The organism is Spiroplasma endosymbiont of Dromius quadrimaculatus (assembly GCF_964031155.1).
Lineage (GTDB): Bacteria > Bacillota_I > Bacilli_A > Mycoplasmatales > Nriv7 > Nriv7.
On sequence record NZ_OZ035010.1, the window covers coordinates 646,738 to 659,193 of the forward strand.

Annotated in this window: 11 protein-coding genes and 1 pseudogene; 2 read left to right on the plus strand and 10 right to left on the minus strand. The window is 25.5% G+C overall.

Annotated features, from left to right (window positions below; genetic code table 4):
- Positions 1 to 229 precede the first annotated feature (229 nt).
- Together AAHM88_RS03705 and tsaD are read left to right on the plus strand one after the other, a co-directional pair.
- Positions 230 to 793, plus strand: coding sequence for a hypothetical protein (locus tag AAHM88_RS03705; RefSeq protein WP_342263301.1), 564 nt, complete (start codon positions 230 to 232; stop codon positions 791 to 793).
- A gap of 11 nt (positions 794 to 804) precedes the next feature.
- Positions 805 to 1,773: a tRNA (adenosine(37)-N6)-threonylcarbamoyltransferase complex transferase subunit TsaD gene (gene tsaD / locus AAHM88_RS03710; protein ID WP_342263302.1), complete on the plus strand. Its 969-nt coding sequence runs from the start codon at positions 805 to 807 to the stop codon at positions 1,771 to 1,773.
- A gap of 36 nt (positions 1,774 to 1,809) precedes the next feature.
- Here tsaD and AAHM88_RS03715 read toward each other — a convergent pair whose 3' ends face one another.
- The 10 genes and pseudogenes from AAHM88_RS03715 to AAHM88_RS03755 all read right to left on the minus strand — a co-directional run bounded on the left by AAHM88_RS03715 (position 1,810) and on the right by AAHM88_RS03755 (position 12,330).
- Positions 1,810 to 2,634: a hypothetical protein gene (locus AAHM88_RS03715; protein WP_342263303.1), complete on the minus strand. Its 825-nt coding sequence runs from the start codon at positions 2,632 to 2,634 to the stop codon at positions 1,810 to 1,812.
- A 41-nt stretch (positions 2,635 to 2,675) separates the two neighbouring features.
- Positions 2,676 to 3,401: a purine-nucleoside phosphorylase gene (gene deoD, locus AAHM88_RS03720; protein WP_342263304.1), complete on the minus strand. Its 726-nt coding sequence runs from the start codon at positions 3,399 to 3,401 to the stop codon at positions 2,676 to 2,678.
- A 72-nt stretch (positions 3,402 to 3,473) separates the two neighbouring features.
- A complete protein-coding gene (locus AAHM88_RS03725; RefSeq protein ID WP_338966758.1) occupies positions 3,474 to 4,406 on the minus strand; it encodes an ABC transporter permease in 933 nt (310 codons plus the stop codon).
- Positions 4,399 to 6,084: an ABC transporter permease subunit gene (locus tag AAHM88_RS03730; protein WP_342263305.1), complete on the minus strand. Its 1,686-nt coding sequence runs from the start codon at positions 6,082 to 6,084 to the stop codon at positions 4,399 to 4,401. Before AAHM88_RS03730 ends, AAHM88_RS03725 begins: the two co-directional genes overlap by 8 nt.
- Positions 6,077 to 7,573, minus strand: coding sequence for an ABC transporter ATP-binding protein (locus AAHM88_RS03735; RefSeq protein ID WP_346350427.1), 1,497 nt, complete (start codon positions 7,571 to 7,573; stop codon positions 6,077 to 6,079). Before AAHM88_RS03735 ends, AAHM88_RS03730 begins: the two co-directional genes overlap by 8 nt.
- 309 nt (positions 7,574 to 7,882) lie before the next feature.
- A pseudogene (locus AAHM88_RS07460) lies at positions 7,883 to 8,218 on the minus strand (ATP-binding cassette domain-containing protein); the annotation flags it as partial.
- Between the two features lie 18 nt (positions 8,219 to 8,236).
- Entirely contained in the window at positions 8,237 to 9,523 is a 1,287-nt protein-coding gene (locus AAHM88_RS03740; protein WP_342263307.1) for a hypothetical protein, read from the minus strand.
- A 127-nt stretch (positions 9,524 to 9,650) separates the two neighbouring features.
- Positions 9,651 to 10,007 (minus strand): helix-turn-helix transcriptional regulator, encoded by a 357-nt coding sequence (locus AAHM88_RS03745; RefSeq protein WP_342263308.1) that lies wholly within the window; start codon positions 10,005 to 10,007, stop codon positions 9,651 to 9,653.
- Positions 10,008 to 10,165: 158 nt separating this feature from the next.
- On the minus strand, positions 10,166 to 10,699 hold the full coding sequence (locus AAHM88_RS03750; RefSeq protein ID WP_342263309.1) for a DUF402 domain-containing protein: 534 nt from the start codon (positions 10,697 to 10,699) through the stop codon (positions 10,166 to 10,168).
- A 305-nt stretch (positions 10,700 to 11,004) separates the two neighbouring features.
- Positions 11,005 to 12,330: an Mbov_0401 family ICE element transposase-like protein gene (locus AAHM88_RS03755; protein WP_342263310.1), complete on the minus strand. Its 1,326-nt coding sequence runs from the start codon at positions 12,328 to 12,330 to the stop codon at positions 11,005 to 11,007.
- Positions 12,331 to 12,456 lie beyond the last annotated feature (126 nt).

Genomic DNA, 12,456 nt, shown 5'->3' on the forward strand with positions numbered 1-12,456 from the left:
TCTAACTAAGTTAAATATTTATTTTTTTAAACATTTATGTTTAACAAAATTTGTTAGTAAACTTTGTTTACTAATTAACTTAGTTTATTACTATCAAGGCACAAAAAAATACAAGGCATAACTAAAAATAATAAATATTAATTTAACCTTATATTTCTTGTAATAAATAAATGAGCTCGTATTTATTTATTAATTAAAAGCAAGTTTGTAGAAACCAAAATCTTGTCATATGTATATGGTTTCTACACAAATTAAATTATTAGATATTGACAACAATAAAATATTTCTAGCAACAAAAACTAATGAACTAATTAATAATAATGACATTTTGTTTATTAATTCAGGAATTACCAATGAATATTTAATCAGTTTAATAAATAAACCAGTTTATTTATTTACAAACAGTATTGAAATTTTTAAACAAGCAATTAATAATAAAAATATTTTAGATACTATTTTAATTGGTGGTCGCTATTTAGCTGAAAGTAAAGTTTTAGTAGGAAGCCATAGCTTAGCAAATTTAGAAAATGTTAAATTCAGTAAATGCATTCTTAATATTAAGAATATTTCTAATACTTATGATTTATATGCTAAGAATGAAGAAGAAGCACAACTGAAACAAAAAGTATTAAGTGCTTCTAATACTAAAATTATTATTGCTGAAAATGATAGTATTAACACAATTGGTTTTATTAAATACGCCAATTTAAAGGAATGTGATATATTTATTACAAACAATAAATCATTACCCAATATTAATGAAATAGGTAATTCAATTATTGTTATTAATTAAGGAGAAAAAATATGACCATCTTAGCTATTGAAACAAGTTGTGATGAAACAGCAATAGCAATATATAAAGATAAAAAAGTTAAAAGCAATATTATTTTTTCACAAATAGCTAATCATCAACAATATGGTGGGGTTGTTCCTGAAATTGCTTCAAGACTTCATATTTCTAAAATTAGTTATGTTTTAAAAGAAGCCATTAAACAAGCACAAATCCAATATCATGATATTGACTATATCGGTTATACTGACCATCCGGGATTAAGTGGTTCGCTTCATATCGGTAAAGTTTGCGCTCAAACAATATCATTAATGTTAAAAAAACCACTTATTGCTTGTAATCATATTGAAGGTCATATTTATAGCGCTGCCATTAATAATGAATTTAAGTTTCCCTTAATAACCTTGGTAGTATCCGGTGGCCACACGCAATTAGTTTTAATGAAAAAACATCTTGATTTTCATATTTTAGGAGAAACTTATGATGATGCTGTCGGTGAAGCTTATGATAAAGTAGCAAGATTATTAGAACTTGAATATCCAGGTGGACCAATAATTGATAAAATAGCAAAAAAAGGACAAAATATTTTTGAACTGCCATTAGGGAAAAATGATAACAGTTTTGACTTTTCATTTAGTGGTTTAAAATCTGCAGTAGCAAATTTAATTAAAAAATTAAATGTTCGCCAATTAGAATTTAGAAAAGAAGATATTGCTTGTTCTTTTCAAGAACAAGCAACTAATATTTTAATTAAAAAATTAACAATGGCAATGAAAAAATATCATCCAAAAATGATAACAGTAGTCGGTGGCGTTGCTGCTAACAGTGTTTTACGAACTAAGGCTGAAAACTTAGCAACAAAAAATACCACAGTTATTATTCCTAATAATAAATACTGTACTGATAATGCTGCGATGATTGCAAGATTAACTTGACAAATAATTAATAATCGCTTAAAAGAAACTTCTAAAAAGAAAAAATAAAAATCATTCTCATATGAGAATGATTTTTGTTATCTATTAACCTGAACTTACATACAACGAACACGGATTATCACGAATAATCTTTTTCATTATTTGATAAAGCGCTTCCATATCATGATTTATAAAAAGACTTGTAAGATTTTTAGCACTAGTTTTTGTTTTTTTAACAATTTCTAATTCATTTAATACTTTTTGATTAATAATTTCATTATCTTTCAAAGCAAAATTAATACTACCATCCTCAATATAAAAATCAATAATATTTTTTAATCGCCCTAAGCAAGCAATAATATCTTGCCCAATTCGTAATAACTGATAATGCTTCTTATAACTATTAGCCTGTTCACAAACTTGATTAGCAATTTCCTTTTCTGTTGTACTACTAAAAATATCATTTAAAATTAAAAAATCTATTTTTCTTTTTTTTCGTAAAGCAACTAAAAATTCAAGCAAAATTTGTTGCTTTTTTTCACTTAATACTTTTCATAAATTACTATCAATTGAAGTTTGTTCATCGATACGATGACAATGATATACCGTATTAATTAATTTATATTTATAAAATCCCATTTCACAACTAACAACCTTATAATTTTCATTATGAAATTTATCTTTTAAAATATATTTATGAACTAAAATTCAATCACACTTTTTTAACTTTTTAATAATATTAAAAGTAAACTCATTTAAAGCAATAGTTAAATAAGATTCATCATTAATTTTATGTTCTGAAATATAAAGTCATTTAATTTTATGCAAAGTTTGTTTATCTATTGTTTTAACAAAAGGCTTAACAACTTGATCAATAGAAACATTGGTTTTAACTAAAATTAAAAAACTATCAATACTATTTTTATCCATTAGTTTGAGAAACCCCTCTTTATAAAAATTTCCCTTTTTCTTTAAACATCTTGTTTATAAAAATTAACTGCTGTTTTTAAAGCTAACATCATCATCTTATCAAATGATTGTTCGCGCTCTTCACTCGTAGTAGCCTCTTTTGTTACTAACGAATCAGATACAGTTAAAATACATCCTGCTTGCTTATTTAATACTTTTGCATTAGCAAATAACGCAAAAGTTTCCATTTCTACAGCAATAGTTTGTTTTTCACTTAAAAATCTTTTATATTCTTCAAAATTTTTACGATAAAAAACATCAGAACAATGTACCCTTCCAGATATGATGTTAATGTTTTTATCACTTGCTGTTTTTTTAATTAATTCATAAATATTAGGATTGGCTTCAATAATATCACCATTTGTTGCACCAACAATTTTAGCATAATTATTTTCACCATACACCGAACTTACATTAATAACATCATACAGTTTTAACTTTTCGTCATATGCACCTGCACTTCCAATTCTAATAATTACATCAACATCATAAAATTTAAATAATTCATATGAGTAAATGCCAATTGAAGGACAACCCATACCACTACCAGCAATAGTTATTCTTTTCCCTTGATATATTCCTGTATACATTAACATATTACGAACACTATTTACTAATTGCACATCTTGCAAATAATTTGTTGCAATATATTTTGCTCTAATTGGATCTCCGGGCATTAAAACTATTGGGGCAATGTCCTCTTTTTTAGCACTAATATGTGGTGTCATTCTTTTACTCCTCTTTATATTTTAATATCGTTATTATACCACTTTTTAATATTAATAATTACTTATCAAAGACTAACAACTATCCACTGAATAATTTATTCCCAAAGCACTTGGTGCACCCGTAATTTTTTTATTATAAATAAACCGAAAAATTAATAATGATACTAATGGTGACAAGTAAATTAATGATTTTAACAATTGGGGATTAATATGTTTAGTAATATCAGGAACAGCAGCAGCCTCATATGTTAACTGAATTACATATCCTAAAATAAATGAACTTAATATAATAAACCATCCATTTCAGCGGGCCAAAATCATAATCGCAATAGCAATAAAACCATAGCCCCCTGCTGTTGGCATAAAAATATTTTGGGTTATCACATATAATGAACCACTTAATCCAGCTAAAGCTCCCGAAATTGTAATCGCAACAAATTTATAACGAATAACATTAATCCCAACAGATTCACTAGCTCAAGGATTTTCGCCAACTGATTTTAAACGCAACCCAAATTTACTAAAAACTAATAAACAAATAATAGCAATTACAATAATTAAAATAATAAACGGATAAAAAATTAAACTATCTATTTTTCAAGGAATGTATTGAATATTACTTGAAATATTAGCACGATTATTTAATAATGTTGCTCCCATCGCGGCAATAGCAGAGCCAGCAACATTAACAACTGTCCCAGAAATAATATGATTAATTTTAAATTTTAATACCATTAGTGAATGAAGCAATGATATTATCATTCCAAAAAGAATGCCAACAATAATTGCTATTACTGCTAAATGATGATTATTTAAATTATTAACATCATAATGACGATAAGTAACTAATGAATAACCAAAACCAGCAAATACCATCTGTCCTTCCAAACCAATATTAATTACACCTGCTCGCTCAGAAATTAAAGCAGCAATAGCAGTAATCATAAAAATACTAATTAAAGGTAGTCCACTTATTAAAGAAGTTCCAAAAACTGAATTAAGCATCTTTCTTTACCTCCTTCGTTATTTCTTCAATTAAAGTCTTCTTACTAATAAATTGCGATGCATTTCTTAATTGTGATTTTGTCAGTTTTTGCAATTGTAATTTATAATATCATCTTTGAAACAATGAAAGATTAGAATCATTAATTATTTTATTTAACTCTAAGATCTTTTTTTCTTTTGCTTCATAACTGTTTTCATATTCATCAATTACTAATGTCATATTATTATTATGCAATTTTAAAATTAGTTTTTGTTTAATTAAAATAATTTTTTTTGTTAAATCGATAATTTTATTTTCTTTACTATTCAACTTTTTAATTTTTATTTTGTCTTCTTTAAAAAATTGCTTTGCAAAATTAATTTTTTGTTCTGATATTTCTTCATATTCTTTTCAATATTCAATAATATTCATTTCTTTATTAACATTAATTAATAACTTTTGCGATAAATATAATGCATGATTTCTCATAAAAATAAGTTTTAATCAATTTCTAGTATGAGCTTCAAAATATTCATAATAAATATCAATTTTATTTAAAAGATAATAAATTTCAAGTTGAATAAAATCTTTAAATCGTAAAAACTTTAAATACCACCTATTAATTCCATGATAACTATACGGCAATCTCAGTTGTCTTGTAGCCATTAATTGTAAATATCACTTTGTTATTTTTGTTTTTGGTTTAACTAAAAAATATGTTCCTAAAGCAATTGATAATAAGGCAATAGCAATAATCGTCTCAACAATTTCTTTATTACCTGACATAACAACTTTTTGAGCATACACAGCACTAACAAATAATGCTGAGAAAATAATACCAATAAAACTATTATTTGCTAATAATGCCACAGTAATACCATCAAAACCAATATTTAATGGAATAGATTGTACCGGTAAAAACCGTACCATCCCATAGTAATAAACAAAACCAGCAATTCCAGCAACACACGAAGAAATTAACATTGTATAAATTACAATTTTATTATACTTAACGCCAGCATACTTTGTAGCCAAAGGATTACTACCACTAATTTTAATTTTATATCCTAAACTAGTAAATTTAAAAATAAATCAAAAACCAGCAATTAAAATTATTGTAATAAAAATCCCTATATTAAAAGGCGAAGTAACAATTTCCTTTAAATTTAAATTTATTAATAAATGATTAGGAAAACCAATTGATGCGCCATTAGTTTCAAGAGCAGGCCCACTTTCTAAAACAAATTGATAAAAATATAAGGCCGCTCAATTTAGCATTATCGTTGCAACAACTTCATGAATATTAGCATAAACTTTTAATACTGCCGTAAGTAATCCTAGTGCCATTGCTGATAATATACAAATTATAAAGACAAAGAAAGGATTTAGAGCATCAGCATTCCCTCAACTCAAAGCAATATAAGACATCACCCCAGCAAACATCATTTGTCCTGAAACACCAATATTAAATATTCCACCTCTAAATCCAATTGCAACAGCAATTCCTACTAAGCCATAAACAGAAAAATATCCTAAAAAATCTAAAAATGCATTTTTACTACGAAAATTACCTCATAGTAAATCACCAATTTTATATTTTGCTAATGGATCATTACTAATTAATAAAAGGAATAATCCAATAATAAAAGCTACTACAATTGATAATATGGGAAAAAATATTTTTTTATATTTACTCATCTTTAAAATTCACCCCCGCCATCATTAAACCTAATTTCTCTTTGGTAACATTATTCGCTTTAACTTCACCCATATTTTTACCATTATTAATAGTAATAATCCGATCAGATAAATTTATTACTTCATCTAATTCATATGAAATTAAAAGCACAGCATTACCTTGATCTCTTTGTTTTAATAACGATTCATAAATATATTCAATAGCACCCACATCTAATCCTCGTGTTGGCTGTTCAGCAATAATTAACTTCGGACTTTCTGATAGTTCTCGGCCAATAATTACTTTTTGTTGATTACCACCAGATAACTCTTTAGCCCTATTTTGAACACTTTTAGCGCCACGAACATCAAAGTTATTAATTATTTCTTGCGTTTTCTCTTTAATTTTAGCAAGATTTAATAATCCATAATTAGTATATTTACGATTAAATTGATCACGCAACGAAATATTTTCTCATAAACTCATATCTAAAACTAAACCTTGCTTTTGACGATCAGCAGGAATATGATGAATTCCTAAATTATATGTATCTTTAGTATCTAATCGTAATAAATTATACTCTCATGGTATTTTCTGACCAACTTTAATATTACTATCTTTTAATATTGCTTCTTTTTCTTTAATTTGTTTTAACTTATTAGTAACCTTATTAACAACATCTAATTCATCAAATAACATTACTTCACCACTAACCGGATTTAAATGACGACAAATAATATTAACAATATCTTCTTGACCATTGCCTTCAATCCCAGCAATACCCAAAATTTCACCACGATTAATTGTTAAACTAAAATTTTTTAATATATTAACCTTAGTTTTACTTAAAGTATTAATATTTTTAAGAACTAATAACTTTTCCCCTAATTTAAGAGGTTTTTTCTTTAAAGAAAAACTTATTTTTCTTCCAACCATTTTCTCAGCTAATTTATCAACTGATGTTTTTTTAACATTAACCGTATCAATATACTCACCTTGTCTAATTATTGTACAACGATCAGCAATTGCTTTAATTTCATTTAATTTATGAGTAATAATAAGAATCGCTTTACCTTGCGATTTAAATTCTAAAAGCATTTTCATCAAATCATCTATTTCCTGAGGTGTTAAAACTGCTGTCGGTTCATCTAAAATTAATATTTTGGCATCACGATATAACACTTTTAAAATTTCTACTTTTTGTTGGTCATAAATAGAAATATTATTAACTTTTTCTTTTAAATTAATTTTAAAATTCATTTTCTCACAAATTTGTTCAATTCTTTTATTAGCTTCACGAAAATTTAATCAAAATCTTGTTTGTCATTTTCTTTTCATCCGATGTAAAAAGCTACGATAAAAATTCATTCTTTTTTTAAGTTGATTAATTTTACTACAAATAATTGTTTCTGTATCAGCATTATTTTCAACACGATTATTATATTTATTTTTTAAAGCAATAATAATATCAGTTAATTTATATTCCAATTTTTCTAATTTATAAGCCATCGTTTTATTAAATAAATTAAATTTTTCAAGAAGTTCTTGATATTTATGTTCTAAATCTTTAACTTGCTGAGCATTAAGTTTCTTATTTTGTTCTTTATGATGTCAATCATTAATTTTTTTTATTTTTTTTGCAACTTTAAAATCTATTTTTTTAGCTTTATGGAAAATTTTTGCTTCACATTTATGTTTCTTATAATTAAAAAAATCACCTTTAATTTTTGCAATTTTTGCTAATTCAATTTTATCAATATAACTTATATAAATGGAGAAGAAATAATTTAATTGATTAATTTTTGCTTTATCTTTTAACTCATAACCAAGAATAATATTATCTAAAACCGAAAAATTATTAATTAATTGAAAATGTTGATGTACCATCCCAATACCTAAATCAGTAGCAATATTAGGGGAAGTAATTTGCATCACTTCACCATCAATTTTAATAACTCCAGAAGTTGGTTGATGCAACCCAAAAAGTGTTTTCATCAAAGTAGACTTACCAGCACCATTTTCACCTAAAATCGCATGAATTTCACCATATTTAAGATCTAAATTGATATTTTTGTTAGCAACAATACCATTAGAATAAATCTTTGAAACTTTAATTAATTCCACAGCTTTTTTGTTCTTTATTTCACTATGCATCATTTAATATATCCTACCTTATCACTTTGTTTCTTCACAAACACTTTCATTAGCAATATCTCCTAGCATATTTGTTCCATTACATTTCCTTAAATCTTCAACACTAATGGCCAATGCTTTTTTTAAAGCAACTAATTTATCATTACCAACTCTTTCACCATAAAAATTGTCAAAATCTTTACCATTCATTGGTACTAAAGAAACCTGCTTAGTTTCTTCTCAAATAAATGATTTAGTTCCCGGAGTGGAATACTCATTTTTATCATCAATAGCATTATTATTTTTAATACGATAATTAATCGCATCCAATACAGTTTTAACAGCAAAAGACACATCTTTTAAAGCTGATGACTTAATTAAATGTTTATATCCTACCAAATTCTTATCATTCGCTTGGTCAACATCAACACCAACAAATCAAGTATTAGCATTAGCCGCTGCTATTTGTTTTAAAATTGTATTTCCTTCAGGAACAGAAATATTAAAAATAACACCAACATTATTGTTAATAGCATTATTAGTATTAGTTTGGGCAGCCTTAATAGCATCATTTGTTCCAAAACCACCATTAAAAGTTCCGGCAAATCACTCAAATCGTAACTTGTCACCCTTAGCATCAATATCATTAGCCAAAATATTATCACTAAACCATCGTAAACCTTTATTAAAACCAATCATATAGTTTTTAATCGCGGGAATATTTAATCCTCCAATACCAGTCATTTTCACAGTAATGTTATCACCATTTTTAATAACGGGTAATCCCATATTATCTTTATCAACTTTAAACCGCTGTAAAATTTGTCCCGCTACATCAATTGCCGCCGCAAACCCTGGTTTTGATTCATCAACTGAAATTTCATAATATTTATCAACCGCTTTAGTATTTAATGATTTAATCATTTCATAAACAGTAAGATCAACCGTTAGAAAATATGTGTTATTGTATACATCAAAAAAATTAGGTTGAAGAACAGTTTTAACATATGTAAACCCCGGAAGCACGACAGCTAAATAACCATCATCAATAGTTTTTGTAATTGCAGGTGTAATCATATTAGGATCATCTTGTGTATCAGGGTATAAGACATCTAATGCTTCATTTAAATTAGAATCTACTTTTAACATTCCTTCTTCTCAAGCCGCTTGATTAAAACCACCATCTTGAGCCTTTAAAGGATTATTAGCAATCATTTTAAAGGATGACATACTATAACGACTACTACAACTAGTAATAAAGACAACTGGCAAAACCATTGTCAATAATCAACGCAGTCCTTTAATCCTTCCTAAATTATTTATCACTTGTTTTTCCTCTCATTTCTATATTTCTTATCTTAAACTCCTTTTTTCATTTTACTTTCTTTATAAAAATTTAGCAAGATTTATTTAAATTATTGAAAATTAATTCAACTTAATAATAAAAAACTTATTAATTATTTCAAATAAAATTAGTTAAATCATAACTATCAACCCGATTAACAATTTTAATTAAATCATTAGCAGTTTTTACTGGATCATAATTAATCATTGTTCTTAATTTAGGATTGCGATAAATTAATTTAACAAATGACTCCATATTATCACCCTCACTAATTTTTAAATGACTAGTAATTTCATCATTTTTAATACTAAAATATATTAAAACTTTAGAAATAAGGCCTCATGATATATGACTAGCATCAGCCTCTAGTCTACTAATAGTTGGCTGTTTTACCCCAACCATTTTTGCCAATTGGGTTTGTGTTAAACCATTTCTTAAACGCATTTTTTTAATTAAAGTTTCCATTAATTTATTATTATCTCCCTTCTTTTAAGCAACATTATAATGTCATAACTTTCTAAATATGAAAATCTATTCTTTTATTGCATATACCCTTGACATATTTTAAAAATCAAAAAAAAACAGCTAGATTATTAGCTGCTACAAAAAATTAAGTTTAATAATTATTTAAAATTAATTTGATAATTGTTTCAATGATTTAATACTGTTTTTTCATGAAATAAATCATCTTTATCTTTAATTTGGATTTTTAATCTTTCAATTTCACTCCAAATAATATTTTGCAAATTTTCAGGATAATTTCAATTTATCCTGTTACGACTAAACTCTTTTAAATCTAATATTTTTGTATATCCATCAGGAAATACTTTAATATCAATATCATAATCAATAAACTTTATTGCCTTACCATCATAAGTAAAAGGACTAGCAATATTACAATAATAATGAATCCCATTATCTTTTAACATTGAAATAATATTATATCATCGGTTCTTAGAAAAAAACCAAATAGCTGGTTCATGAGTTTTCCACTTACGCCCATTAACCTCAGTAACAATAACGGCTTCATTTACTAAAATTAAATAATTTTTAGTTTCTTCTAAAACAATAGCGTGATCCCAAGAACGATATATTTCACCATTATGTTTATAAGCATGAATTAAAACTTTTTGACCTTTTATAAGTGTGTTTTTCATCTATTACACCTCCAAAGTCGTTCTTATAATTAATACAAAAGTACAAAGTAATTATAACATAAAAAATAACCTAATTAATACAAGGTCATTAATGAGATTAAACTCAATACGATTAAAATTTTTAGGGGTTATAAATACTAATACAATATATTCTATCTTATTTCTTAACTGGTTTAATTATAACATAAAAATATTTTTTTCAAACTAAAATGTTTTATTTTTCGATAAAGTGAAAATATTTTCACAACTTATAATTCATAATTAAAATTAATTTTCTAACAATAACTAAAATAATGATTAATTAATTAATTAGAAATTCAGTTACTATAGCGTAAATATTGATATTTTTGAACTAATTCATATTCTTTCTTATTTCGTAATGTTTGCATAATATCAATATTATTTATTTTTGCCAGATGCGAATTAAGCATATTAGAAAAAGTTTTAACATTAAAAGATTTAGCACCATAACTTAATAATCATTTAATAATGTGCGATACTTGCCCTTCAGCATTAACCCCAACATTTCAACTTGCTCCTTGATTAATAATACCTTGTTTTTTTATTTTAAAATATTTTACCAGAGCTTTTAATTTTTGCTTTTGTTCTTGTGTTCTCATAAAAGTTGAACTAACTTTTAAAAAATTTATTAATTCCAAATAACTACCTTTTCGTAATAAATTTGCTGCATGATTATAGATACTACTATATAAGACATTCTGCTTCTTTTTTAAATTTCAATACAATTGTCTCGTACCATGAAATAAATCTAAAACATATTCACTATTGTCTAAACTCTTAGAAATATCTTCAATTCATTTAGCGCCATCACCACCAATAATAATTTTTGCTTGCTTAATATTTTCATAAAACATATCAGCCATATTATAAACTTGCTTAGCAAATGTTTCGGTATTAATTTCTTCTTTTTCAGGAACAATAAGACAAAATGCTCTTTTATTAATAAGTTCATTTCTAGTACTTGTTAAATTAGTTAATCGCTTTCCCGTATGAAAAGTAACTAAACGAAACCGATACTTAGTTAATTTACGACCATTATTTCTTAATTTAATAAATGTTTCATCAATTCAAGCATATAAATATTTATCTACTTTAATCTTTTCATAAGATTTATTTTTACAATTTAATAAATTAGCAAAATTAAATTGTCGGATAACATTAGAAATTGTCATTTGTGATATTCCAGAAACACGATATAATTTCAAAATATCAACTTGCCGAGAGCCACTAGATATTTCTTCTAAAATTTTTAATTTTAAATGCAAAGAAATTCTTTGTTTTCTTTCAACTTGAAACTCGCGATCAACTAAAAATGTATAACACTGTTTATTTTTTTCCTTATCAAAATAACTATATCTTCGGCGATAATATGTAACAGCACCATATATAGTTATAATAGTTCTTTGTTGAATATCTTTTACAATATAACCATTAATTTTTCTTCACTCTGATTTCATTATATAATAATCTCTAGACTCAATCTCTTGTTTTAAATTTTGAATAACCGCTTTGTTAAGACTTTGCTCATAGTTTTCAAAAAAATTATATTGATTAAATACTTTTGAATCCAAAAAATTATTGTTTTTATTTCTACTTACTAATTTAATCACGGATGCAATTCCTCTTGTGTAACCACCAATGTAATATTCTAGTTCATAACTTTATACAGATAATAAATTAATACCATTAAAAACCAAATTTTTAAGCTTTATATATTGCTAATTATACAATATTTT